Source organism: Lentzea guizhouensis, assembly GCF_001701025.1.
Taxonomy (GTDB): Bacteria; Actinomycetota; Actinomycetes; order Mycobacteriales; family Pseudonocardiaceae; genus Lentzea; species Lentzea guizhouensis.
The window spans coordinates 589,556-613,424 of record NZ_CP016793.1; the positions used below are offsets into that span (position 1 = coordinate 589,556).

Consider the following 23,869-nt stretch of genomic DNA (forward strand, 5'->3'; position numbering starts at 1 on the left):
GGGTGGAGTGCATGATCGGACAACTTCGCTCAGTGGTCGTCGACTGTCCTGATCCCGCCGAGCTGGCCTCGTTCTACGAGAAGCTGCTCGGTGGCGAACGCCTCGCGGGCGGCGACGACCCGGACTGGGTCGTGGTCGTGGCGAACGGCACGCGGCTCGCGTTCCAGCGCGCGCCCGAGTACGTGCCGCCGGTGTACCCCGACCCGCACGGCTCGCAGCAGTTCCACCTCGACGTGCTGGTCGAGGACGTGGAGATGGCGGAGTCGCAGGTGCTCGCCCTGGGGGCCAAGCTGATCTCGCGCGACAACCCCGACACGTTCCGCGTCTACACCGACCCGGTGGGGCACACCTTCTGCCTCGTGTGGCTTTCTTGATCGAGGCCTAGTGTGGCCGCCATGGACTTCGACGTCATCGTCATCGGTGGTGGCCCCGTAGGTGAGAACGTGGCGTGGCGGACGGCCGCGGGTGGGCTGTCCACCGCCATGGTCGAGAAGGAGCTGGTCGGCGGCGAGTGCTCGTACTGGGCGTGCATGCCGTCCAAGGCGTTGCTGCGCTCCGGTCACGCGCTCGCGGCCGCCCAGCGGGTCAAGGGCGTGGTCGGCGGCAGCCTCGACCCGCGGGCGGTGCTGGAGCGGCGCACCGGGTTCACCTCGGACTGGGACGACACCGGCCAGGTGAAGTGGGCCGAGTCGGTCGGCATCCACGTCGTCCGCGGCGAGGGCGAGGTGACCGGCGAGCGCGAGGTGACGGTCGGCGGCGAGGTGCACCGGGCCCGGCTCGCGGTGGTCGTGGCCACCGGCAGCGTGCCGAAGATGCCACCGCTGGAGGGTCTCGACGACACTCCTGTGTGGACCTCGCGCGAGGCGACCTCGGCGCGCACGGTGCCCGAGTCGCTGGTGGTGCTCGGCGGCGGCGTGGTCGGTGTCGAGATGGCGCAGGCGTGGGCACGGCTCGGGTCGAAGGTGACGCTCGTGGTCTCGGGCGACCGGCCGTTGCCGCGGATGGAGGACTTCGTCGGGCCGCTCGTCGTCGAGGGACTGCGGGCCGACGGGGTCGAGGTGCTGCTGAACGCGCGGGCCGCGGCGGTCGAGCCGGGCGCGCTGACGTTGCGGGACGGCCGGGTGGTGCGGGGCGCGGAGATCCTCGTCGCGACCGGACGGGTGCCGGCGACGAAGGACGGCAAGCCGCTGGTCATCGACGACACCGGCCTGGTGTCCGGTGTGGACGGGCGGTGGCTGTACGCGGCCGGCGACGTCACCGGGCGGGCGCTGCTCACCCACCAGGGCAAGTACCAGGCGCGGGCGGTCGGGTCGGCGATCCTGGAGCGGTCGCGCGGCTCCGAGCCCGAGCCGTGGTCGGCGGGTCAGGCCAACGCCGACCACGTGGCGGTGCCGCAGGTCGTGTTCACCGACCCCGAGGTGGCGTTCGTGGGCCACACCGCGGCCGAGGCGCGCGCGGCGGGCCGGGACGTCAAGGTCGTGGACCTCGACATCGCGGTCGCCGGGTCGTCGCTGCACGCCGACGGGTACAGCGGCAAGACGCGGATGGTCGTCGACGAGCGCACGCGGACGCTGGTCGGTGTCACGTTCGTCGGCCAGGACGTGGCCGAGCTGCTGCACGCCGCCACCATCGCGATCGTGGGCGAGGTGACCGTCGACCGGCTGTGGCACGCGGTGCCCGCCTACCCGACGATCAGCGAGGTGTGGCTGCGGATGCTGGAGGCCTACGGCCTCTGATCTTCCAGCACGCTGCCCAGCATGCCGGTGAGCAGCTCGTTCGCCGTGCCGACCACGTACGCGCGGTCGTCCTCGTCGACCCGTTCGGCGAGCTTGAACAACGCGTCCGCGGTCTGCACGGCGATGCGGAAGGTCAGCATGACCGGGGCGTCGCCGTGGGCGCCGAAGCGGTTGACGAACATCTCGGCGAGCCGCTCGGCCATCAGCTCGTACTGGTCGACGCTCGAGTCGAGGCGGTGGCTGTCCAGCATGTCGCTGAAGCGCACCCGCCCGAATCCGGGCAGATCGGTCAGCATCCGCATGTACACCGCGACGACCTGGGTCATCGCCTCGCGCCAGGTGCCCGCGATCAGGTCGCTCGCGAACAACTCCTCGACCTCGCGCAGATATGTCTCCATGCCGCGCAAAGCGAGCGCGTGCACGACGGAACGTTTGTCCGGGAAGTACTGATAGAAAGAACCAATGGGCACTCCGGCCACATCGACGATGCGTGCCGTGGTGATGTCGTCGTAGTCGTATTCGTTCAGCAGGCTCGCGCAGGCGTCCAGGATCGCGGAGACAGTGGCCGCACCACGTTGTTGCACCGGCTGCCGACGCATCACCCTGGCTAACCTGCCGCTGGCCGGGTTCTCATGCACGTCGACATCTTTATCCATACGCGCGGGTAGACCCAAGCACAGGTTCCCGACAGTTTCAGCCGCGATCCCCCCGTCGTTTGCGGTGCACCACCCAGCCGAAGTCGACGAGGCACACGACCGCGAGTAGCAGGAGCACGACCGCGAGCCAGGTGAGGTCAGCTCGCAGGGCCAGCCAGCCCGCGACCGAGTTGAAGACCAGGCCGAAACCGGCGAGCCACAACCGCAGGGTCAGCGCACTGCGGGGTGGCGCGGGCGGTGGCAGGTAGTCGCTCACCTCACCCGGTTTCCCGCAGCAGGGGTGCCTCAACCGACCTGAGCGGCCGCGGCGGTTTGGTCACGTAGGGCCGGACGAGACGGGTCAGGGCCAGACCGGGGGCGATGAGGGGCACCACGGCGGTCAGCACGGCGGCGGTGATCCCGGCTCGCAGCACGTCCCCCGGCATGACGGCGATCCGGTCGACGACGAACGCGTGGCGGCCGGTGAGCGAGACGGCGGCGAGGACCACCAGGAAGACGACCATGCTGAGCATCGCGCGTTGCACGGCGTGCTGGTAGCCCGCCGCCTCCCCCGCGACCAGCACCGCGAACCAGCCGGCGAGCGCGGGCAGCTGACCCTGCTCGGTGGTCGCGGCCCAGCTCAGCCCGCCCAGTGTGGCGAGCCAGACGAGGACGTCGGCCCGGTCCTGCGCCCAGGCGGTGGCGGCCTGCAGGGGCAGACCCGTCCAGGCGAGCAGGCCGAGCGGTGTCGGCGGCCGCTCGGCGAGCTGGCCGAGCACCCAGGCGAGCAGCCACGCCGACAGCAGCGCCGCCACCGCGAGCTGCCACCGGGGCCGGCGCACCACACAGCGGGCGAGCCGGACGATCTCCGCGCGCGTCATACCCCCACCTTGCCGCCCCCAGGTGGTTTGCGGAGAAACGTCACCCCCTTGCTCACCCGAGCGGCCCTCCTCCGAGGGTGTTGACCACGCAGCGCTATCCACGATCGGGTGACAGAACTTTCCTATGCTGAAGTTCATGAGCATCGATCAGCTTCTGCGTCTGCCCAGCTACCTGATGCTGCAGCTGGTGCGCGAGGCGCGGAGGCTGGGCCGGGGCGAGCTGCGGGGGCCGCACGTGACCGTGCTGGCGTACCTGGCCGAGCAGGAGGCGGTGGCGCAGAAGCGGATCAGCGAGCAGGTGCGGATGGACCCGAGCGACCTGGTGTCCGTGCTCGACGATCTCGAAGGCCACGGGTTTGCGGTGCGGCGGCGCGACGAACGGGACCGGCGGAGGTTCACGGTGTCGATCACCGGACCGGGGCGCGAGGCGTTGCGGGAACGCCTGGAGACCGCGCGGGCACACGAGGAGGTGTTGCTGGCGCCGTTGACCGAGGCCGAGCGGGTCGCGCTGACCACACTGCTGCGGAAGGCCTACCTGCATCACGCGGACATGCGTGTAGATTAGACAGTCTGCGCTCGCACGACATGGGCGCGGGCAGGGCTGTGTTTAATCTTAGGGTGAGGTCAGGATAAAACCTGACATCGCAGGGTATCGAGAAATGAGGCACGTTGTCAAGCCCCTCCGATGACCTCCGGTCGGCCGAAATGGAGCCGGAGCAGGAATACGTGGCCATGTTGTACGGCCGGCTCGACGACCTCCGCGAACAGACGTCGAAACGACTCGCACAATCGTTGCGACAGACCGGCGGCACGCACCAGATGCGGTCCGAGCGCGACACCTCCGTCGCGATGTACACAGATCAACTGGCCCAGTACAGCGCGGTCGAGAACGGCCTCGCGTTCGGCCGGCTCGATTTCCACAACGGCGACCGCTTCTACATCGGCCGAATCGGTCTCTTCGACGAGGACAAGGAATACGAGCCGCTGCTGATGGACTGGCGCGCCCCCGCGGCCCGCCCGTTCTACCTCGCGACCGCCGCCTCCCCCGACGGCGTGCGCCGCCGCCGGCACCTGCGCACGCGCTCCCGCAAGGTCATCGGTCTCGACGACGAGGTCCTCGACATCAACTCGGTCGAGCCGTCCCGCAACGAGGGCCTGACCGGCGAGGCGACCCTCCTCGCCGCGCTGAACGCCTCCCGCACCGGCCAGATGAGCGACATCGTCGCGACCATCCAGGCCGAGCAGGACATCATCATCCGGTCCGAGCTGAACGGCGTCGTCGTCGTGCAGGGCGGCCCCGGCACCGGCAAGACCGCGGTGGCCCTGCACCGCGCCGCCTACCTGCTCTACACCCACCGCCGCCAGCTCGCGAAGCGCGGCGTGCTGGTGGTCGGCCCGAACACCACGTTCCTGCGCTACATCAGCCAGGTCCTCCCGTCGCTCGGCGAGACGGGCGTGCTGCTCTCGACCGTCGGCGAGCTGTACCCCGGCCTCACCGCCGTGGGCCGCGAAGCCCCCGAAGCCGCGGCGCTGAAGGGCCGCATCCAGATGGCCGACGTGATCGCCGCCGCCATCCGCGACCGCCAGGAAGCACCGCCGTTCTTCGACATCCGCTTCGACAACGACGTCCTGCGCCTCGACCGCCGCGCCATCTCCGACGCCCGCGGCCGCGCCCGCCGCACCCGCCGCCCGCACAACGAGGCCCGCCGCACGTTCGCCCGCGAGATCATCTCCACCCTCGGCGGCATGGTGGCCTCCAAGCTCGGCGGCCACCTGCTCGACAAGGCGGACATGGACGACATCCGCCGCGAGCTGCGCGAGTCCGAGGAGGTCCAGGCCGCGATCTCGGCACTCTGGCCGGTGCTGACCCCGTTCACCCTGCTGTCCGAGCTCTACGCGAACCCCAAGCGCCGCAACAGGGCCATGTCGAAGTTCACCCGCGAGGAACGCGACCTGCTGCAGCGCGTGGGCGACGACTGGACCCCGGCGGACGTGCCGTTGCTCGACGAGGCCGCCGAACTGCTCGGCGAGGACGACACCGAGGCCAAGGCCCGCGCCGAACGCCAGCGCCGCCAAGCCATCGAGTACGCCCAGGGCGTCCTCGACATCCTCGACCTGGAAGACGACGCCGACCCGGACATCCTGATGGCCACGGACCTGATGGACGCCTACCGCCTGGCCGAACGCCACGGCGTCGACCGTTACGAAACGGCAGCCGAACGCGCCGCCGCCGACCGCACCTGGACCTTCGGCCACATCATCGTGGACGAGGCCCAAGAACTCTCCGCCATGGCCTGGCGCACCTTGATGCGCCGCTGTCCCAGCAAGTCCATGACCGTCGTCGGCGACATCGCCCAGACCGGCGACATCGGCGGCGCCCTGTCGTGGGACTCCGTGCTCTCGCCTTATGTGCAGAACCGCTGGCGCCTCACCGAGCTCACCGTCAACTACCGCACGCCGGCCGAGATCATGGAGGTGGCCGCGGACGTTCTGGCGTCGGTGGATCCTTCTCTCGTGCCGCCGGCTTCGGTGCGCGAGACCGGTGTGCCGCCGTGGGTTTCGTCTGTTGCTTCTTATGCGGGTGAGGTTCCTGCGTTGATCTCGGCCGAGGTTGCTGCTGTCGGGGATGGCAAGGTGGCGGTGATCGTGCCGGCCGCGTTGTTGTCGTCGGTGGGGTCGGCGGTTGTTTCTGCGGTGCCGAGCTCGTCGACCGGGGAGTTGGAGGACGCGCAGGTCGTGGTGCTGGGGGTGACCGATGCCAAGGGGTTGGAGTTCGACTCGGTGGTCGTTGTGGATCCTTCCGGCATTTTGGAGGAGTCGCCTCGGGGGGCTTCGGACCTGTACGTGGCGCTGACCCGCGCGACGCAGCGGCTGGGTGTGGTGCACTCGGGGTCGTTGCCGGACATGCTGTCCCGCTTGAAGGACTGAGGCTTCCCGGCCTCCTGCGCGAAACGATCCCCGTGTTCAACATGACCGTTCACGTCGGATCGTGCTCAGGAGGCCGGGTGGCGAACGGCATCGAGGCGGCGGCGCGTCCAGGAAACCGCACCAATGCGGCACGTGTCCGCTTATTGTCATTGATTCACCGCGACCCGACTCGGCGTTGTGCCCGGATGTGTCATGCCCGCTGTGCTATCTCAATTGGATTGAGTCCACGCACAGAACGGAGACCTGGTGCCCAGTGTCGAGTCGACGATCAGCGGCATCGTCGTCCATGTCAGCCGGCAGCTGGCGCCAAGCCTGAACATCGATCCGGTGATTTCGTGCGCCCAAAGCCCGAAGGCGGCGACCGAACAGTTGCTGCACGACATCGGTGACGAGGCCGGCACACTGCTGGCCTACCTGAAGTCACCGGACTTCGCGGTGCTGGTGGCCCAGGTTCGCATCCGCCAGGCGATGGACGAGACGGTCACGAGCCAGTTGAGCCAGGGGCTCCGGCTCACCGGGTTGCCCGAGGAGTTCCTGGCGCCGACGGTCGAACTCGTCGAACAGGTGCTTGCCAAGGCGTGCAACGAAGCCTCGGTGCTGTTCCACCGGCCGAGTGCCCGCATCTCCCAGCACGACGTGGACATCTCGGCGGCCGGCTCGAGCCGCATGCTCGGTCAGCTCGAGTCGTTGACGGAGTTCCACAACTTCGCCTCACGCATGCGCAGCCAGGTCGTCGCTTTGCACAACAGGATCAGGTTGCCGCACATCGGGGTCAGCCGTGCGGTCCGGTACGAAGAGCTCTACGTCCGGCCCGCGATCCAGACGCACCCCGGTCCGCTCGGCGCGCCGGGAGACCGCAGGGTGATCCTCGGTGACCCCGGGGCGGGCAAGTCCACGTTCGCCGCGAAGTTCGCGCACGACACAGCCTCCGACGAGTTGGGACGGGTGCCGTTCCTGCTGGTGCTGAGGGAGTTCACCGCCTCCTTCGACGAAGGGGGACATGATCTGGTGCACTACCTCGAAAAGCTGTGCCAGGCGCCGTACAACATCAAGCCTCCGCAGGACGCGGTCGACTACCTGCTGCGCAGCGGGCGCGCCGTGGTGGTGCTGGACGGGCTGGACGAGGTGGTGCGCACCGAGTCGCGCCGACGCGTCGTGAAGCTGGTCGAAGGATTCGCGCACATCTACCCACTGGTTCCGATTCTCGTGACCGCCCGCAGGATCGGCTACTACGAGGCGCCGCTGTCCAACGAGTTGTTCACGACCGCGCGCATCCGCGACTTCACCGAGGACCAGGTGCGGACCTACGTCGAGCACTGGTTCGTGTTGGACGAGGCCACCTCGCCTGCCGAACGGCATCGACTCGTGACCTCCTTCATGGAGGACAGCGGGCAGATCCCCGACCTGCGCAGCAACCCGTTGCTGCTCACGCTGCTGTGCGCCATGTACTCCAGCGATCGTTACCTGCCGCGCAACCTCGCGCAGGTCTACGAACGGTGCGCACTGATGCTCTTCGAACAGTGGGACGCCAAACGCGGCATCCCGTTGCCGATGAAGTTCCACGGACGGCTTCGCGGTGCGGTGCAGCACCTGGCCTGGACGATGTTCACCGCGCGCGAGTCCGGCCGGGCGCAGTCGCGAAGCAAGATCATGACGACGCTGACGAACTACCTCGAAGGCATGATCGACGACCACGACGAATCCGTGGCGACAGCGGAACAGTTCCTCGAGTTCTGCACCGGACGCGCATGGATCCTCACCGATGTCGGAGCGACGAGGTTCGAACCGCAGTTCGGCTTCACCCATCGGACCTTCCTGGAGTACTTCGCCGCTGAACACCTCGTGCGGATCCACCGGACCGCGAAGGATTTGTGGGCCGCCATGGCCCGGAACATCACCCAGTGGGAAGTGGTGGCCCAGATCGCGCTGCAGCTGCACGACCGCAACGTCGCAGGCGGTGTCGATGAGTTGCTGGCAGAAGCACTTGAACACGGTGGCCTGGACTTCGCGGTGCGATCACTGCACTACATGCACCCCAGCACTCGAACCGTGCGAGCGATCGCCGTGGCCGCGGTGCACAAGTCGGTTCGCGTCCGCGACCGGGTGAGCATCGCGAAACGCGACCTCTCCGACGCGGACGACGCGCTGTACACCTGCATGTACTTCGCCTCAGCCGCGAACCAGCAGGTGATCGAGAAGGCCGTGGCCGATGAGATCGGTCTGCTCGTTCAAGCCCATGTGGTCGGCGCTGCCGTTGTGCTCGACAGCTTCGGCAGGCCGGACCAACCCGCCGGCACCCGATGGGCGGACGTCCACCGCGCGCTGCTGGCGCAGCACCGGGAGGACCTGACCCGCACCTTGAACGCCTCACCATGGGGTGCGGCAGTGCTGTTCGCAGAACCTGAGTCGTTGGAGCAGCTACTCCGGCGTTTCGGTCCGGCCTCCATGTACGTCTGCGGCAACTTCCACCGCTTCTCTTACCCCAGCGCGGCGAAAAGCCTCATCCATCACAACGTTCTGCCGTTTTCCGACGATGCGGCCGCCTCACTGGCCGACACCATGACCGAATCGTCGACCCCATGGGCACCGCAGACCGCGTTCAACTGCTCAGACGTGATCCTCAACATGTGCGATGAACGCACCGACAGCCTCCGGCTGATGCTCGCTCTGCCGTACCTCGAGTTGTTCTGCACCTATCACGCGTCCAACGCCTGGGCACCGACGTACACGATGCTCGTCAACGGGCGCACGGATGAACTGGCCCGCCCAGCCGTACTCGATCGGCTGGAACGGCTCCCGCTGTCGGCCAGGGTTCGCGCGTTCCTCAGCAGCTGGGTGCAGCACGAGATCAGCGTGACAGTGCCAGACCAGCCATCGCTGCTCCCACGCCGGCTGCCACGCCGACAACTGCGTTCAGCAGCGCCAGCCGGTACTTCTCCTGCTCCAGCAACCGAACCGTCTCAAAGCTGAACGTCGAGTACGTCGTCAACCCGCCGCAGAACCCAATGCCCAGCAGCGGCATCCACGACGTCCCCACGACGAACCCGATCAAAAAACACCCCACCACGTTCACAACCAAGGTCCCGTAAGGGAAATCGGACTTGTGACGCGAGGTGACGAACCAGTCGACCAGGTACCGCACCGGCGCCCCCAGCGCCGCCCCGACGAACACGGCAAGAACAGTCACCGCGTCACCCGCACCCCGACAAACGCCGCAACCACAGCACAAACCGGCGTCAGCAAGAGAAACAACGGCCGCCCAGCCACCGCATACGACGAGAACGTCGTGAACCCACCCAAAAACCCCACGCCGAAGAACGCACGGACCAACGGCCGCGGCACCAGCCCCATCAACACGCCGATCAAGAACGACCCCAGCACGTTGATCACGAACACCCCGACGGCCCCCGGCACGAACACCGTCAGCGCAAAACGAGCTACCCCGCCAAGCCCACCCCCGAGCGACACCAGGGCGACGAACCGCGGGTCAGGTCGGTTCGGCAAGGTGCTCCACCAGGTGGTCCAAGGCCTTCAGCGCGCGCACGACGTCCTCCCGTTCGGAGGTCTCCAGCTTGCCCAGCGCGGCGCCGATCCGCTTCTCGTGTTCGCGCTGCCAGACGAGCAGCTGTTCGTGTCCACGCGGTGAGACGGATAGTCGTGCTACCCGCCTGTCCTTGGGGTCGGCGCCGCGCACGACGAGGCCCGAGTCGATCAGCTGGGACACCAAACCGGACACCGTGTTGGGGGCCAGCCGCAACGACGCGGCGAGGTCGCCGACCTTCATCGGCGGGCGTTCCGCAAGGGTCTGCAGCAGCTCTACCTGCGCCATCGGCAGGGACTCCCACGGCCAGTCCGCCCGGATGCTCGTCCGCAGCGCCCGGCGCAGGCGGGTGACGACGTCGGTGAGCGTGCGGGCTTCGTCTGACATGCGGAAATCTTACTGAACAACCGGATATACCTCGGTGTCAGATATACTCCGATACCGATGAACTGGTTCGTGACGGAGTCGCCGAGGCCGGCCTGGATCGCGCGGTGGCCGAACGCGCGTTGGCTGGTCATCGCGACCGTGTGTTTCGGGGCGTTCATGGGGCAGTTGGACGCCTCGATCGTCACGCTCGCGTTTCCGGCGATGGCGGAGCACTTCGGGCACGACCCGGAGCTCATCTCGATCAGTTACCTGATCACGCTGGTGGTGTTGCTCGTCCCAATGGGCAGGATCGCCGACAAGATCGGGCGCAAGATCGTCTACATCTACGGGTTCGCGCTCTTCACGGCGGCGTCCATCGCGTGCGTGTACGCGCCGAACTTCGAGCTGTTGATCGGGGCGAGGGTCGCGCAGGCGGCCGGTGCGGCGATGTTGCAGGCCAACAGTGTTGCGCTGGTGACGACGAACGTGCCGGCGGCCAGCAGGCGCAAGGCGCTCGGCGTCCAGGCGGCGGCGCAGGCGGCGGGACTGGCGGCGGGGCCGTTGCTGGGCGGGTACCTCGTCGAGCACCACGGGTGGCAGGCGGTGTTCGCGATCAACGTGCCCATCGGGGTCTTGGCCATGATCGCGGGGCACTACCTGCTGCCGCGCACCAAGACCGCGCATGAGCAGAAGGCGCCCCTCACGACGAAGGTCCTGCCGGGGCTGTTAGGTGTTGGGCTCACGTACGCGGCGTTGTTCGCGCCGATGACGTTCTTGCCGTTCACCATGAAACAGCCGTTGGCGCACATAGGGCTGACGGTTGCCGCGCTGCCGTTGGGGTTCGCGGTGGCCGCGACGCTCATCCACAGAACGGGCGCGAAGACCGGGGCGTTGATCACAGCGGTAGCGCTGATCATGCCGGTGCCACTGACGGTCCACCTGCTGGCGGCGGGGATCGGGCTGGGGATCATCGCGCCGTCGTGCACGAAACGGGTGATGGGTGCGTTACCGGACAACCAGGCCGGTGTGGGCAGCGGGATGGTCAACGTGGCGCGCGGGCTCGGGACCGCGCTCGGGGTCGCGGTGGCGTCGCTGTTGGTTCACACGTTCCAGTGATCGCACCGACTTCCGCTGGGCCGAAAGGGCGCCGCCCCTGCCGCACGTGTGAGCGTCTCAGTAGCCTGGGCGCATGTCTGAACGGGTGGGCTGGGTCCCTGAGGGCGTCGACACCGGGAAGCCGAGTGCCGCCAGGTTGTACGACTACCTGCTCGGCGGGGGGCACAACTTCGCGGCGGACCGGGCGCTGGCGGAGAAGTTCCTGCAGGCACAGCCCAACGCGCGCACGATCGCGCGGCTCAACAGGGCGTTCCTGCGCAGGGCCGTGTTGTTCATGATGGACAACGGGATCAGGCAGTTCCTCGACCTGGGCAGCGGCATCCCGACGGTCGGCAACGTGCACGAGATCGCGCAGAAGGCGGACCCGGAGGCGCGGGTCGTGTACGTGGACTTCGAGGAGGTCGCGGTCGCGCACAGCCAGCTCATCCTGGAGGAGGACCCGCGTGCGGTGGTCGTCCAGGAGGACATGACCAAGCCCGTCGCCGTGCTCAAGGCGGCGCGGGAGAGCGGGCTGGTCGACTTCACGCAACCGGTGGGCGTGCTGACGGTCGGGGTCTTCCACTTCGTGTCTCCGCAGGCAGATCCGAAGGCGGTCGTGGCGGCCTACCGCGACGCCGTGCCCGAGGGCAGCTACCTGGCGTTCTCGCAGTTCACGCAGGACCTGCAGCCGGAGGAGATGGCCGGGGTCGTCGAGGTCATGAAGAAGAGCCAGAACCCGATGTTCCCGCGCACGATGAGCGAGATCGAGGGGTTCTTCGCCGGGTTCGAGCTGGTCGAGCCAGGTGTCGTGCCGTTGCCGCTGTGGCGGCCGGAGGGCACGAACACGGATGATCCGGACAAGGCGGGCATCTACGCCGCCGTCGGCCGGAAGATCTAGCACGGTTCGCCGCTGTTGGCCGGGCGACTGGAACTCCGTACGCTCAGTGACAGCATGGACCTTCCGCAGCTCGCCCGCCGCTGGATGCACGCGCTCACCTCGACCGCGTACATCCCGCTGTCCCACGCCGAAATCGAGCAGGCGCTGCTCGACTCGCTGCGGGAGCTGCCCGAGTCGCCTGAAACGGTTGCGAAGCGATTGGTGTCACTGCACGCAACCGGCCCGGAGTCGCTGTCCGCCACGATCGAGGTGCTCTCCCCCGCGTTCGAGTTGTCTTTGCTCGCCCGGCTCAGCTCCGCGTACGCGCAGGCGATGCGGATGGACGCGTTCGACCAGCAGGAGCAGATCAAGGTCGCGATCGTGCGGGCCAAGCAGCGGGTCGAGCGCACGCTGAAGGTCAGCCAGGCCCGGTTCCGGGAGGTGTTCGACTCGGCCGCGCTGGGGATCGCGATCACCGACTTCGCCGGCAGGTGCGTCGAGGCGAACGACGCGCTCGCCGAGATCGTCGGGCTGGAGTCGGGTGCGGACCTGACCGGACGCGACCTGACCGACTTCTACCACCCCGACGACCTGGGTGTGCTGGGTGCGTCCTACCGCGGGGTGCGGGAGGGGCGCGTCGAACGGTTCCGCGACCAGCGCAAGCTGATCCGCGCGGACGGCGAACCGGTGTGGGTGCACCTCGCGGTGTCGGTGCTGCGCGACGCGGACGGCGAGCCGACGCACCACGTGACGATGGTCGAGGACATCAGCGAGCTGCACCTGTTGCAGCGCAGCCTCGACCACCAGCTGCTGCACGACTCGCTGACCGGCCTGTCGAACCGCCAGCACTTCGTCACGCAGCTCGAACGCCGGCTCGACAGCGACCCGATCACCCTCTACCACGTGGGCCTGGACGCGTTCTCGGTGGTCAACAACGGCCTGGGGCACGACACCGGCGACAAGCTGCTCAAGATCGTCGCCAAGCGCCTCGGCAAGCTGGCTGACGACAAGTCGGCCGTGCTGGCGCGGATCGGCGGCGACGAGTTCGCGTTGATGACGATCTCCGACAACGTCACCACGACGGTCGAGGAGATCCAGGACGCGCTGACCGAACCGACCTTTGTGGACGATCACGGCATCGCGCTGTCGGCCGGCATCGGCGTCGTGGACCGGCCACCGGCGTTCGCGACGGCCGCCGAGCTGATGCGGTGCGCGAACGCCGCGCTGCGCCAGGCGAAAGCACGCGGGAAGCGGCAGTGGGCGTTGCACGACCCGCACGACGACGCGCGCAGGCGGGGCAGGTACGCGCTGGCCGCGTCGATGCCGGGCGCGTGGGAGCACGGCGAGCTGAGGATCGTTTACGCGCCGGTGCACGACCTGGAGTCGCGCGAGCTGCTCGGCGCCGTGGCCCGCCTGCACTGGGACGACCTGGGCCACAACGACACCATGGCGCTGGCCGACTCGACCGGCCTGTCGCTGCCGCTGGGCAGGTGGCTGCTGCGGGAGGCGTGCGCGCAGGCCGCGAGGTGGGTGGCGGAGTTCGGTGCCGAGGCGCCCACGCTGCACATCGCGCTGGGCGCCTTGCAGTCGCGCGACGAGGACCTGGTCGCCGACGTCAAACGCGCCCTCGACGAGACCGGGCTGCCACCGGAGGGACTGCGGATCGCGCTCGACATCTCCTCCGTGCTGGCGGGCGACGACAACGCCGTGGTGCTGCACGACAACGGCATCGTGACCGCGCTCGACGGCTTCCGCGGCGGCTACGACGAGCTGGCCGTGCTGACCGAGGTCCCGGTCCGCACGGTGATCACCCGCGCGTCCGCCCCGAGCCGGGACTCCCCGTTGCGCCAGGCGATGCGCGACCTGGTCACGACCGTGCACCGCCTCGGCGTGCGGTTCGCCGTCGACGACGTGCACACCGTCGACGACGCCGAGCAGTGGCGTCAGGCCGGCGCGGACGGGGTGATCGGCCTGCTGCCCGCGCTGACCGCCGACGAGGTGACCGACCTGCTCAGAGCTGCTTCACCGCCGCGAGGAGCTTCGTGAGCGAGTCCTTCGCGTCACCGAAGAGCAACGTCGTCTTCGGGTTGTACAGCAGCTCGTTGTCCACGCCCGCGAAGCCCGGCCGCATCGAGCGCTTCATGAACACCACCGACTTCGCGCGGTCGACGTCGAAGATCGGCATGCCGTAGATCGGGCTCGACGGCTCATCCCGCGCACCGGGGTTGACCACGTCGTTCGCGCCCACCACCACGGCCACGTCGACCGACGTGATGCCGGGGTTGACGTCGTCGAGCTCCTTGAGCTGCTCGTACGGCACGTCCGCCTCCGCCAGCAACACGTTCATGTGCCCCGGCATCCGCCCGGCGACGGGGTGGATCCCGTAGGAGACCGCGACGCCGCGGTGCTCGAGCTGAGACACGAGCTCACGAACGGCGTGCTGCGCCTGGGCGACAGCCAGTCCGTAACCCGGCACCACCACGACGTTGTTCGCATACCCCAGCAGGATCGCGACGTCCTCGACGGTGCCCGACTTGACCGACCGCGTCTCCTCCCCCTGCGTCGCAACGGTCGCCGTCTTGAACGCCCCGAACAGGATGTTCGCGAGCGACCGCCCCATCGCCTGCGCCATCAGCCGGGTCAGGATCGTGCCGGACGCGCCGACGAGCGTGCCGGCGACGATCAGCAGCGTGTTCGCCAGCACGTACCCCGACGCCGCGACCGCGAGCCCGGTGAACGCGTTGAGCAACGAGATCGCGATCGGCACGTCCGCACCACCGACCGGCAGCACGAACAACGCACCGAGCGCCAGCCCGACGACCGCCAGCAGCCACAGCAGCAGCCCGGAGCCGGACGACATCACCAAGGCGCACAAGGCGATCGACGACACACCGGCCGCGATCGCGAGCTGCTGACCGGCCGGCAGCAGCACCGGGCGGGTCGTCATGAGCTCCTGCAGCTTCAGGAACGTCACCACCGAGCCGGAGAAGCTGACCGAGCCGATCAGCACCGTGAGCACGGTCGCGAGACCGAACAGGAAGCCGGGGTCGGGCACCGCGAAGAACTCGGCGAGGGCGACGAGTGCCGCCGCGGCGCCACCGACACCGTTGAACAGGGCCACCATCTGCGGGATCGCGGTCATCTTGACCGACCGCGCGGCCGGGATGCCCACCACGACACCGAGTGCGACGGCGAGCAGGATCCACAGTCCGTTGTGGACGACGCCGTGCACGTAGGCGGTGACGACGGCGACGAGCATGCCGAACGCGCCGATGAAGTTGCCGTAGCGCGCGTACTTGGGTGAGCTCAGGCCTTTGAGCGCCAGGATGAAGCAGATCGCGGCGACGAGGTACATCAACTGGACGGTCATCTCTTGAACATCTCCAGCATCCGGTCGGTCACCACGAACCCGCCCACCACGTTCACCGTCGCCAGGAACACCGCCAGCAGCCCGAGAACGAGCTCCAGCGTGCTCTCCGCGGACCCGGTGATCAGGATCGCGCCCACCAGGATCACGCCGTGGATGGCGTTGGCGCCGGACATCAGCGGCGTGTGCAGGATCGTGGAGACCTTCGAGACCACCTCGAAGCCCACGAACACGGCCAGCACGAAGATCGTCAGCAGGTCGATCACGGCAACTCCTTGCGGATCTGACCGTCGTGGGTGACGCAGCAGCCGGCGAGCACCTCGTCGTCGAGGTCCGGCATGACGACGCCGTCCACGATCATCAGCTTGAGCAGGTTGAGGACGTTGCGCGAGTACAGGCGGCTCGCGTGCACCGGCATGGACGACGGCAGGTTCCGCACGCCGTGCACCAGCACCTCGCCGACCCAGGTCTCCTCGCCGGCGACGGAGTTCGTGCAGTTGCCGCCCGACTCGGCGGCCAGGTCGACGAGCACGGAGCCGGGTGCCATCGCCTTGAGCATGTCGGTGGTCACGAGCACCGGTGCCTTGCGGCCGGGGATCGCGGCCGTGGTGATCACGATGTCGGAGGCGGCGACGTGGGCGCCGATGAGCTCCCGCTGGCGTTCCAGGAACTCCTCGGACTGCACGGAGGCGTAGACGCCGGACTGGGTCTCCAGGTCGAGCTCCAGGAACTTGGCGCCGAGGCTGCGGACCTCCTCGCCGGCGGCCTTGCGCACGTCGTAGGCCTCGACGACGGCGCCGAGGCGGCGGGCGGTCGCGATGGCCTGCAGACCGGCCACCCCGGCGCCCAGCACCAGGACCTTGGCCGGGGGCACGGTGCCCGCGGCGGTGGTGAACATCGGCAGGAAGCGCGGTAGTCGTTCGGCGGCGACCAGGACCGCTCGGTAGCCCGACACCAGGGCCTGCGAGGACAACGCGTCCGCGCTCTGGGCACGGGTGACGCGCGGCAGGAGGTCGAAGCTGAAGGACGTGACCCGTCGCTCCGCGTACACGCGGATCAGGTCCTGGTCGGTGGCGGGTTGCAGGAAGCTGATGGTGACGGTGCCCGGTTTGAGCCGGGATGCCTGGTCAGCGGTCAGCGGTTGGACGGACACGACGACGTCCGACTCCGCCGTCGGGTCCTCGGGCGTCACGGTCGCCCCGGCCGCCCGGTAGGCGGCGTCGGGTGCGTGCGCGTGGCGCCCCGCTCCTTCTTGGACGTGCACGGTCAGACCGGCATCGACCAGCGACGACACCGTTTCCGGTACGCAGGCGACGCGACGCTCGGCGGGCCGCGACTCTGCGGGTGCTCCCACTTTCACCGTACGCACGTTACGCGATCAAAGGTGACCTGGGCCACATCACAGTTGCCAGAGAACCGCACCGGCGAGGGTGAGGCACCCGACGAGCCCAACGGCGGGCACCACCCGCTTACCGAGCGTCCACGCGCTGGCGTTGGCGATCGCGTAGTAGAGCAACACGCAGAACGAGCTGAACACGATCGCGCGCGTGACGTCGACGGCGAGCACCAACGCGATCGCGACCAGACCGGTGGCGATCTCGGCGGCACGCAGGTCGCTCAGCAGACCCGGCAGCCTGCGGTCGCGCGCCATCGCCAACGCGGTCCGGCTGACACCCAGCTGCAACGACAGCAGCGACCCGAGGGCGGCCAGGCAGGCGGCGACCCTGATCACCGGCGCCAGCGCCGGTGACACGTCGGCGAGCGTCTTCGTGGCGAGGTCGCTGCCCAGCGCGTGCAACGCCGTGACCGCGACGACCGCGTACACGACGAGCGTGATCGCCAACGAGATGACCACGGCACGGGGGATCGTTCGCTCCGGTTCCTTGACCTCCTCCCCGAGGGTCGCGATGCGCGCGTAGCCGGCGAACGCGAAGAAGAGCAGCGCGGCGGCGGGAAGGATTCCTGCGGACAGGAACTCCGCCGGCTGCGGTTCTTCGCGTGTGGTCGCGGCCGTCACCGCGTTCGCGGCGAGCACCAGCACCACCGCGACCACGATGGTCCTGGTGACCAGCGCGGACTTCTGCACACCGGTCAGGTTGAGCACCGTCAGCGCCACGATCGCCGCCACGGCAACGGTTTTCGGCGCGCCGACGTACGTGCCGACGGTCAACGCCATGGCCGCGCACGACGCCGTCTTGCCGAGCACGAACGCCCAGCCGGCCAGGTCGCCCCACACCCGGCCGAGGCGTTCCCTGCCGTAGACGTAGGTGCCACCCGACCGCGGGTAGCGGGCCGCGAGCCAGGCGCTGGACAACGCGTTGCAGCAGGCGATCACACCGGCGATCACGAGGCTGACGAGCAGTGCGGACCCGGCCGCCGCCGCGGCCGGGGCGAACACCGCGAAGACACCGGCGCCGATCATCGAGCCGAGCCCGACGAAGACGGCGTCGGTGAGGGTCAGGCTTCTGGCGAGCTGCACATGATCAGTGTGCGACAGGGCACTTCCCGGGAGCCGCTGCGGGGAAGAAGTTCGGCAGCAGTTCACGGGTGTCGTAGTAGCGGTGGTAGACCGGCGTCAGCCCGCCCGACACGGGTGGCACGATCCAGGACCAGTCGGCCGGGCAGGAACGTCCGGCGGCCTCCTCCTTCTCCAGGTGCGTCAGGAACCTCTGCGACTCGGTGTGGTGGTCGGTGATCGTCACGCCGGCCTCGCCGAACGAGTGCAGGACGGCGCGGTTGAGCTCCACCAGAGCCCTGTCGCGCCACAACGTCGCCTCCGACGACATGTCCAGGCCCATCCGCTTGGCGATGAACGGCAGCAGGTCGTACCGGTCGTGGTCGGCCAGGTTGCGGGCGCCGATCTCGGTGCCCATGTACCAGCCGTTGAACGGCGCGCACGGGTAGTCGATGCCGCCGATGCGCAGCCGCATGTTGCTGATCGCGGGCACCGCGTGCCACTTCACCCCGACCGCGGCCAGCCACGGCAGCTCGGGGTGCGCGAGCGGCACCTCGAGCACCGCGTCGGCCGGGATCTCGACCAGCGCGGGGTCGTGGCCCTCGCAGGACACCAGCAGCGGCAGCACGTCGAACGGCCCGCGCGAGGCGGGCGGCTGCCACCCGCGCCTGATCGCCAGCTCGGTGAGCTCCAGGTTGCGGGCGTCGCCGAGCACACCGCCGTCGGGACCGCGGTAGGCGGCGTAGCGGATGATCTGCTCGTTCTCGATCCGCGGTGCGGGCATGCCGGGCTCGGCCGGGCCGAAGATCGAGATGACCGGCCGGATCTTGCCCTTGTTGGTGGCCACGCGCAGGTGTTCGACGCACTCCGCCGCCACGTCGGCGGGGGCGGACACCTCGCGCAGGTCGCGCACTTTCAAGCTCCGCCAGTACAGGCGGCCGATGCAGCGGGAGCTGTTGCGCCAGGCCACCCTGGCGCCGAAGGTCAGTTCTTCCGCGGTGTGGCGGTAGGTGCCGGTCGCCGCGATCTCGGCGTGCACCTCGGCCAGGCGGGCCTCGACCGGACCCAGCTCGGGGTGTTCGGCGTGGTGCTGACGGACGAAGTCCTCCACCTCGGCGATGTCGATCTCGACCTGGCCGGGGGTCTCGACCGGCGCCGGGGGAAGCGCCGTGAGGGAACGGGGCATCGCATCAGTCGGGACGGGGGTCATGGCGTGGCACCGTATCGGCGCTTTCGGGTGGGGAAAACCGCCTGTCGCGTTACGCCGATCGGATCATCGAACCGCGTCTGACACGCTCAGCGAGTACTTGATACCGCAAGCGGGTGACAAAGGTTGGCACAAAGAGTGGTTTCCGACCGTTATCCCGCTGAGATCGAACCTTTACCAGTGATCCAGCTCACGCCTGGGTTCGACCCGTTCGAGTGAACCCTCACCGCCCACCGGCCGTAGGTACTTCCCAAGAGGCGAAACGCGTCATCCCGCGCACCGCCACCGACGGCGGCAGCGCGCGGAAGGCGAAGTTGCGCAACGCCAGCGCGACCGGAGACGTCAGCTCGATCCCGAGCCGCCCGGCGATCCGCGAACCGCGCCACACCGCCTGCGCACGAGACCGCCGCAACGCGTCGTAGCGCGCCAGGTCACCGTCGACCACCGCGAGCGTCACAGCGTCCTCCAGCGCCATGCACGCCCCCTGCCCGAGGTACGGCACCATCGCGTGCGCCGCGTCCCCGAGCAACGCCACCCGGCCGGACACGAACGTCGGCAGCGGCGGCAGGTGGTGGATGTCGTGCCGGATCACGTCCGGCGTCGACGCGACCAGCTCCGGGATCGGGTCGTGCCAGCCGGCGAACAACGCCACCGGGTCCAGGTCGGCGGCCGCCGGTGCCACCCGTGCGACGTACCAGCAGACCCGGCCGTCACCGAGCGGCAGCACGCCCGCCTCGCCGCCGGGACCGAGTGTCTGCGTGATCGGCAGGTCATAGGGCCCCGGCGCCACCCCTCGCCACGCCGTGGCCCCCGCGTACACCGGTCCCGGCGCGCCGGGCAGCAGTTCCGCGCGCAGGCGGCTGCCGATGCCGTCCGCCGCCACCACGAGGTCCGCGTCCAGCTCTTCGACGCTCGTCACCTCGCTGTCGTTGAAGAGGATCTCCGGCGGCAACGCGCGCAGCAGCACGCCGTGCAGGTCGGCGCGGTGCATCGCGATGATCTTCTGCTGGCCGACGTCCGGCAGGTGCACGAGCCAACGGCCGTCCGACGCGCGCACGCCACCCGACACCCGCGGTGTGCCGAGTCTGCGGACCTCGTCCTCCAGTCCCATCCACGACAACGCCCGCAGCGCGTTCGGCATCACGCCGACACCGGCGCCGATCTCCCCGAACGCCGCCGCGCGCTCGTGGACGACGACCTCCCAGCCCACGCGCCGCAACGACACCGCTGCCGCCAGTCCGCCGATCCCGCCACCGACCACGATCGCCTTCACGAGTCCTCCTCTACAGGTGTAGAAGACCCTACGCCGGTACTCTACAGCTGTAGAGATGACGAGGAGCACAGTGCGCAGGGACCTGATCACCGACGCCGCGATCGAGCTGGTGGCGACCTCCGGCATGCGCGGGCTCACGCACCGCGCGGTCGACCGGCGGGCCGGGTTGCCGGAGGGGTCGACCAGCGCCTACTTCCGCACCCGCAAGGCGTTGGTCGAAGGGCTCGTGGAACGGCTCGCCGTGCAGGAGCAGGAGGAGATCGTCCTCGACCCGGACGACCTCGCCGGCGGCATCGCGCGGACGGTCGACAGCTGGCTCGTCGAGCGCAACCGGACGCTGGCGCGCTACGCGGCGATGCTGGAGGCCACCCACCACCCGGAGCTGCGGACGATCCTCGTGCACTCGCCGCGCGAACGGGCCACGGAACTGGCGCGCGCGTTGGGGCACGAGGACCCGGAGACCGCGGGCGGGCACATCATGGCGTTCATCGAAGGCCTGCTGTTCTACCGGCTCGTCGGCGGCGGCAGCACTTCCGGCCCGAAGCCGGGCACCGAGGAAAGCGTGCGAGACCTGCGCCGGGCCGTCGAAAAGGCGTTGCGACCGTAGGTACCGTGGGTCTCATGGGATTCGGGTACGGGGTCTTCTACCTCTGAGCCAGGACGTGTCGCCCAGCCACACGTCCTGATTTCGCGTACCCAAAAGAGGATCCGACATGCGTTCGCATGTTCACCTGACGACCCAAGATCTCACCAAGGGCTATGAGAGCGGTCCCGTCGTCGACGGCATCACGCTGAAAGTCTCCGCAGGCCACCGCCTCGGCATCATCGGCGAGAACGGCCGCGGCAAGACCACGTTGCTGCGCCTGCTCGCCGGCGACCTCGCACCGGACCAGGGAACCGTCACCCGCCACGGTTCGTTGAGCCTGGTGCGACAGGAGATGCCGTTCCAGGAGCACGAGACGGTGGGGGACCTGCTGGACGAGGCGCTGCGCGAGAGCCGGCTCGCACTGTCCGAACTGGACAGTGCGGCGGAGCCGTTCGACGAGCAGCGCTACGAGCAGGCACTGGCTCACGCCGAGGACGTCGAGGCCTGGGACGCCGAGCGCCGCGCCGACATCGCGTTGAAGGCGCTGGACGCCGACCACGACCGGTCCGTCGCGCTCGGCAGGCTGAGCGTCGGCCAGCGCTACCGGGTCCGGCTCGCCTGCCTGCTGGCCGAGCGCGCCGACGTCCTGCTGCTCGACGAGCCGACCAACCACCTCGACGCCGCGGCGCTGGGCTTCCTCACCGAACGCCTGCGGCAGCACCCCGGCGTCATCGTGCTGGTCAGCCACGACCGGACGTTGCTCGACGACGTCTGCACGCAGCTGCTCGACCTCGACCCGACCCCGGACGGCGAGGTGCACCTGCACGGCGGCGGCTACCAGGCGTTCAAGGAGGCCAAACGCGCCGAACGGCAACGCTGGGAGCAGCGGTTCGCCCAGGAGGCCGCCGAGCACGACGAGCTCGCGGACAAGGTCGAACGCGCGCAGAGCCGGCTGCAGGACTCCTGGCGGCCGCCGAAGGGCGCGTTCAAGCACAAGCGCAGCACCCGCGCGGCGAACAAGATGCGCACCGTCGCCCGCAGGCTGGAGGAGCTCGACGACCAGCGCGTCACCGCTCCCCCGCCACCGCTGCGCTTCACCCCGCCCGAGCTGGAGGCCAGCGGCGACCTGCTGCACGCCACCCCGCTGGAGGTACCGGGCAGACTGACGCTCACCGAGCCGATCTCGTTGAGCGCGGGCGAGAAGCTGCTCGTCGTCGGCCCGAACGGCGCCGGCAAGACGACGCTGCTCAACGTCCTGGCGGGGCGCGTCGAGCCTGGTCACGGCACGGTGCACCACGTCGGCAGGGTGGCGCTGCTCGCCCAGGAGTCGTCGTTCGAGGACGAGGACGCCACGGCGCGTGAAGTGTGTCCACGAGCGGGCGAACTGGGTCTGCTCACCGGCACCGACCTGGCCCGGCCGGTGCGGCTCCTGTCCACCGGTCAACGCAGGCGGCTGGAGCTCGCGTTGTTGTTGAGCAGCGGTCCGCACGTGCTGCTGCTGGACGAACCGACCAACCACCTGTCGATCGCCCTGGTCGACGAGCTCACGGAGGCGCTGCACCGGACGAGGGCTGCCGTGGCCGTCGCGACCCACGACCGGCAGATGCGGACAGATTTCGGCCGGTGGCGGACCGTGACCCTGAATTCACCTTCACGGAGTCGTGAAATTTCTGTAGCTTCGGAAACAGGTCTTCTACCGAGCACTGGGAGGTGTGCGAGATGACCGAACTGATCTCCGAGGAACTGCCCATCACGCGGCAGAACCCGTTCGACCCGCCGGCCGAGGTCACCGCGATCCGCGAACAGGCGCGGATCAGCAGGCTGAAGTTCTCCGACGGCCACCTCGGCTGGCTGGTCACGGGCCACCACCAGGTGCGCGAGGTGCTGGGGAGCCCGAAGTTCAGCAACGACCCGCGGCGGCACCACCTGCTCGACAAGCGCTTCCAGGGCGAGGTGCCCGAGGACGGTCGCAAGTCCGAGCCCGGCATGTTCCTCAGCCAGGACCCGCCGGACCACACCCGGCTGCGCAAGATGCTGCAGGGCCAGTTCACCGTGCGGCGGATGAACCAGCTGTCCGAGTGGATCGGCAAGATCGTCGACGACCAGCTGGCGCACATGCGGTCGCTGGGCGGCAAGGCGGACCTCGTCAAGGAGTTCGCCATGCCGGTGCCGTCACTGGTGATCTGCGCGCTGCTGGGCGTCGACTACGACGAACGGCACCGCTTCCAGGAGGACACGGCGAAGATGCTGTCGCTGGAGGTCTCCTTCAAGGAGGCCATGGCGGCGTTCGCGCGCATCCAGGAGTTCATGCGGGAGCTGATCGCCCGCAAGAAGGCCGACCCGGGCGACGACATGATCAGCGACCTGATCGCCACCGGTGAGCCGACCGACGAGGAAGCGTCGAACATGGCGCTGCTGCTGTTGCTCGCGGGCCACGAGACCACGGCGAACATGCTGGGCATCGGCACGTTCACGCTCCTGCAGCACCCCGACCAGCTCAAGATCCTGAAGGACGAGCCCGAGGTCGTCGACAACGCCGTCGAGGAGCTGATGCGGTACCTGTCGATCATCCACTTCGGACCGGTCCGCACCGCGGTCGAGGACGTGGAGATCGACGGCCACCTCATCAAGGCCGGTGACACCGTGCTGACGCACGTGCCGGCCGCGAACAGGGACCCGGACAAGTTCGGCGACAACCCCGAGGAGCTCGACCTGCGCCGCCCGGCGTCCGGCCACGTCGCGTTCGGCCACGGCATCCACCAGTGCCTGGGCCAGCAGCTCGCCCGCATCGAGATGCGGATCGGGTTCAGCAAGCTGTTCGCGGAGTTCCCCGACCTGCGGCTCGACGTCGACCCCGAGGAGGTGCCGCTGCGCACCGACATGGGGATCTACGGGGTCCACTCGTTGCCAGTAGCGTGGTGA

The 23,869-nt window shown here is 69.0% G+C and carries 22 protein-coding genes and 1 pseudogene; 11 read left to right on the top strand and 12 right to left on the bottom strand.

Annotated features, from left to right (window positions below; translation table 11 throughout):
• Positions 1-11 precede the first annotated feature (11 nt).
• Together BBK82_RS02835 and BBK82_RS02840 are read left to right on the top strand one after the other, a co-directional pair.
• Positions 12-374, top strand: coding sequence for a VOC family protein (locus tag BBK82_RS02835; protein WP_065913580.1), 363 nt, complete (start codon positions 12-14; stop codon positions 372-374).
• A gap of 21 nt (positions 375-395) precedes the next feature.
• Positions 396-1,736 (top strand): dihydrolipoyl dehydrogenase family protein, encoded by a 1,341-nt coding sequence (locus BBK82_RS02840; RefSeq protein WP_065913581.1) that lies wholly within the window; start codon positions 396-398, stop codon positions 1,734-1,736.
• Here the strand turns inward: BBK82_RS02840 and BBK82_RS02845 are convergent.
• The 3 genes from BBK82_RS02845 to BBK82_RS02855 are packed head-to-tail and all read right to left on the bottom strand — an operon-like array spanning position 1,724 to position 3,252.
• Positions 1,724-2,410: a TetR/AcrR family transcriptional regulator gene (locus BBK82_RS02845; RefSeq protein WP_237048014.1), complete on the bottom strand. Its 687-nt coding sequence runs from the start codon at positions 2,408-2,410 to the stop codon at positions 1,724-1,726. The genes BBK82_RS02840 and BBK82_RS02845 overlap by 13 nt on opposite strands.
• Before the next feature lie 19 nt (positions 2,411-2,429).
• Complete coding sequence (locus BBK82_RS02850) at positions 2,430-2,648, bottom strand: DUF6343 family protein (RefSeq protein WP_154697011.1); 219 nt, start codon at positions 2,646-2,648, stop codon at positions 2,430-2,432.
• Between the two features lies 1 nt (position 2,649).
• A complete protein-coding gene (locus tag BBK82_RS02855) occupies positions 2,650-3,252 on the bottom strand; it encodes a hypothetical protein (RefSeq protein WP_065913583.1) in 603 nt (200 codons plus the stop codon).
• A gap of 136 nt (positions 3,253-3,388) precedes the next feature.
• Here BBK82_RS02855 and BBK82_RS02860 point away from each other — a divergent pair, with 136 nt between their 5' ends.
• The 3 genes from BBK82_RS02860 (at position 3,389) to BBK82_RS56160 (ending at position 9,150) form a co-directional block, all read left to right on the top strand.
• On the top strand, positions 3,389-3,817 hold the full coding sequence (locus tag BBK82_RS02860; protein ID WP_065920785.1) for a MarR family winged helix-turn-helix transcriptional regulator: 429 nt from the start codon (positions 3,389-3,391) through the stop codon (positions 3,815-3,817).
• Positions 3,818-3,921: 104 nt separating this feature from the next.
• Positions 3,922-6,180, top strand: coding sequence for a HelD family protein (locus tag BBK82_RS02865; RefSeq protein ID WP_065913584.1), 2,259 nt, complete (start codon positions 3,922-3,924; stop codon positions 6,178-6,180).
• 717 nt (positions 6,181-6,897) lie between these two features.
• Complete coding sequence (locus BBK82_RS56160) at positions 6,898-9,150, top strand: NACHT domain-containing protein (RefSeq protein WP_335618111.1); 2,253 nt, start codon at positions 6,898-6,900, stop codon at positions 9,148-9,150.
• On the opposite strand, the pseudogene crcB reads toward BBK82_RS56160, so the two are convergent.
• The 3 genes and pseudogenes from crcB to BBK82_RS02880 all read right to left on the bottom strand — a co-directional run.
• A pseudogene (crcB, locus tag BBK82_RS47185) lies at positions 9,086-9,367 on the bottom strand (fluoride efflux transporter CrcB); the annotation flags it as partial. The gene BBK82_RS56160 and the pseudogene crcB sit on opposite strands and share 65 nt — an antisense overlap.
• Positions 9,364-9,684 (bottom strand): CrcB family protein, encoded by a 321-nt coding sequence (locus BBK82_RS02875; protein ID WP_237048015.1) that lies wholly within the window; start codon positions 9,682-9,684, stop codon positions 9,364-9,366. The pseudogene crcB and the gene BBK82_RS02875, both read right to left, overlap by 4 nt.
• On the bottom strand, positions 9,668-10,108 hold the full coding sequence (locus tag BBK82_RS02880) for a MarR family winged helix-turn-helix transcriptional regulator (protein WP_065913586.1): 441 nt from the start codon (positions 10,106-10,108) through the stop codon (positions 9,668-9,670). The genes BBK82_RS02875 and BBK82_RS02880 overlap by 17 nt, the downstream gene beginning before the upstream one ends.
• 57 nt (positions 10,109-10,165) lie before the next feature.
• Here BBK82_RS02880 and BBK82_RS02885 point away from each other — a divergent pair, with 57 nt between their 5' ends.
• The 3 genes from BBK82_RS02885 to BBK82_RS02895 all read left to right on the top strand — a co-directional run bounded on the left by BBK82_RS02885 (position 10,166) and on the right by BBK82_RS02895 (position 14,105).
• Entirely contained in the window at positions 10,166-11,203 is a 1,038-nt protein-coding gene (locus BBK82_RS02885; protein WP_065913587.1) for an MFS transporter, read from the top strand.
• 73 nt (positions 11,204-11,276) lie between these two features.
• Positions 11,277-12,080 carry an SAM-dependent methyltransferase gene (locus tag BBK82_RS02890; RefSeq protein ID WP_065913588.1) on the top strand — a complete coding sequence of 268 codons (804 nt, stop codon included), beginning with the start codon at positions 11,277-11,279 and terminating at the stop codon, positions 12,078-12,080.
• A 54-nt stretch (positions 12,081-12,134) separates the two neighbouring features.
• On the top strand, positions 12,135-14,105 hold the full coding sequence (locus tag BBK82_RS02895; protein ID WP_065913589.1) for a diguanylate cyclase domain-containing protein: 1,971 nt from the start codon (positions 12,135-12,137) through the stop codon (positions 14,103-14,105).
• Here BBK82_RS02895 and BBK82_RS02900 read toward each other — a convergent pair.
• The 6 genes from BBK82_RS02900 to BBK82_RS02925 all read right to left on the bottom strand — a co-directional run bounded on the left by BBK82_RS02900 (position 14,071) and on the right by BBK82_RS02925 (position 20,361).
• Positions 14,071-15,429 carry an NAD(P)(+) transhydrogenase (Re/Si-specific) subunit beta gene (locus BBK82_RS02900; RefSeq protein ID WP_065913590.1) on the bottom strand — a complete coding sequence of 453 codons (1,359 nt, stop codon included), beginning with the start codon at positions 15,427-15,429 and terminating at the stop codon, positions 14,071-14,073. The two genes, BBK82_RS02895 and BBK82_RS02900, sit on opposite strands and share 35 nt — an antisense overlap.
• Positions 15,426-15,692, bottom strand: a complete 267-nt coding sequence (locus BBK82_RS02905; RefSeq protein WP_053737731.1) for an NAD(P) transhydrogenase subunit alpha part 2 — start codon at positions 15,690-15,692, stop codon at positions 15,426-15,428. The genes BBK82_RS02900 and BBK82_RS02905 overlap by 4 nt, the downstream gene beginning before the upstream one ends.
• Positions 15,689-16,786: a Re/Si-specific NAD(P)(+) transhydrogenase subunit alpha gene (locus tag BBK82_RS02910; protein ID WP_065920787.1), complete on the bottom strand. Its 1,098-nt coding sequence runs from the start codon at positions 16,784-16,786 to the stop codon at positions 15,689-15,691. The genes BBK82_RS02905 and BBK82_RS02910 overlap by 4 nt, the downstream gene beginning before the upstream one ends.
• A 39-nt stretch (positions 16,787-16,825) precedes the next feature.
• The gene (locus BBK82_RS02915) at positions 16,826-17,905 is read right to left on the bottom strand and encodes an APC family permease (protein ID WP_237048016.1); all 1,080 of its coding nucleotides are present in this window, start codon (positions 17,903-17,905) and stop codon (positions 16,826-16,828) included.
• A gap of 4 nt (positions 17,906-17,909) precedes the next feature.
• Positions 17,910-19,091, bottom strand: coding sequence for a nitric oxide synthase oxygenase (locus BBK82_RS02920; protein WP_083267755.1), 1,182 nt, complete (start codon positions 19,089-19,091; stop codon positions 17,910-17,912).
• Between the two features lie 220 nt (positions 19,092-19,311).
• Complete coding sequence (locus BBK82_RS02925; RefSeq protein ID WP_065913592.1) at positions 19,312-20,361, bottom strand: FAD-dependent monooxygenase; 1,050 nt, start codon at positions 20,359-20,361, stop codon at positions 19,312-19,314.
• A gap of 55 nt (positions 20,362-20,416) precedes the next feature.
• Here BBK82_RS02925 and BBK82_RS02930 point away from each other — a divergent pair, with 55 nt between their 5' ends.
• From BBK82_RS02930 to BBK82_RS02940, 3 genes are all read left to right on the top strand, one after another.
• Positions 20,417-20,968 (top strand): TetR/AcrR family transcriptional regulator, encoded by a 552-nt coding sequence (locus tag BBK82_RS02930; RefSeq protein ID WP_065913593.1) that lies wholly within the window; start codon positions 20,417-20,419, stop codon positions 20,966-20,968.
• A gap of 106 nt (positions 20,969-21,074) precedes the next feature.
• Positions 21,075-22,670 carry an ABC-F family ATP-binding cassette domain-containing protein gene (locus BBK82_RS02935; RefSeq protein ID WP_065913594.1) on the top strand — a complete coding sequence of 532 codons (1,596 nt, stop codon included), beginning with the start codon at positions 21,075-21,077 and terminating at the stop codon, positions 22,668-22,670.
• Complete coding sequence (locus tag BBK82_RS02940; protein WP_065920788.1) at positions 22,667-23,869, top strand: cytochrome P450; 1,203 nt, start codon at positions 22,667-22,669, stop codon at positions 23,867-23,869. The genes BBK82_RS02935 and BBK82_RS02940 overlap by 4 nt, the downstream gene beginning before the upstream one ends.

Excerpts from the sequence above, each read along its gene's own strand:
- BBK82_RS02890 (WP_065913588.1), top strand. The coding sequence starts at position 11,277 with ATGTCTGAACGGGTGGGCTGGGTCCCTGAGGGCGTCGACACCGGGAAG.
- BBK82_RS02860 (WP_065920785.1), top strand. The coding sequence starts at position 3,389 with ATGAGCATCGATCAGCTTCTGCGTCTGCCCAGCTACCTGATGCTGCAG.
- BBK82_RS02855 (WP_065913583.1), bottom strand. The coding sequence starts at position 3,252 with ATGACGCGCGCGGAGATCGTCCGGCTCGCCCGCTGTGTGGTGCGCCGG.
- BBK82_RS02920 (WP_083267755.1), bottom strand. The coding sequence starts at position 19,091 with ATGACCCCCGTCCCGACTGATGCGATGCCCCGTTCCCTCACGGCGCTT.
- BBK82_RS56160 (WP_335618111.1), top strand. The coding sequence starts at position 6,898 with ATGCGCAGCCAGGTCGTCGCTTTGCACAACAGGATCAGGTTGCCGCAC.
- BBK82_RS02880 (WP_065913586.1), bottom strand. The coding sequence starts at position 10,108 with ATGTCAGACGAAGCCCGCACGCTCACCGACGTCGTCACCCGCCTGCGC.
- BBK82_RS02940 (WP_065920788.1), top strand. The coding sequence starts at position 22,667 with ATGACCGAACTGATCTCCGAGGAACTGCCCATCACGCGGCAGAACCCG.
- BBK82_RS02935 (WP_065913594.1), top strand. The coding sequence starts at position 21,075 with ATGCGTTCGCATGTTCACCTGACGACCCAAGATCTCACCAAGGGCTAT.
- BBK82_RS02835 (WP_065913580.1), top strand. The coding sequence starts at position 12 with ATGATCGGACAACTTCGCTCAGTGGTCGTCGACTGTCCTGATCCCGCC.
- BBK82_RS02885 (WP_065913587.1), top strand. The coding sequence starts at position 10,166 with ATGAACTGGTTCGTGACGGAGTCGCCGAGGCCGGCCTGGATCGCGCGG.
- BBK82_RS02900 (WP_065913590.1), bottom strand. The coding sequence starts at position 15,429 with ATGACCGTCCAGTTGATGTACCTCGTCGCCGCGATCTGCTTCATCCTG.
- BBK82_RS02930 (WP_065913593.1), top strand. The coding sequence starts at position 20,417 with ATGACGAGGAGCACAGTGCGCAGGGACCTGATCACCGACGCCGCGATC.
- BBK82_RS02840 (WP_065913581.1), top strand. The coding sequence starts at position 396 with ATGGACTTCGACGTCATCGTCATCGGTGGTGGCCCCGTAGGTGAGAAC.
- BBK82_RS02895 (WP_065913589.1), top strand. The coding sequence starts at position 12,135 with ATGGACCTTCCGCAGCTCGCCCGCCGCTGGATGCACGCGCTCACCTCG.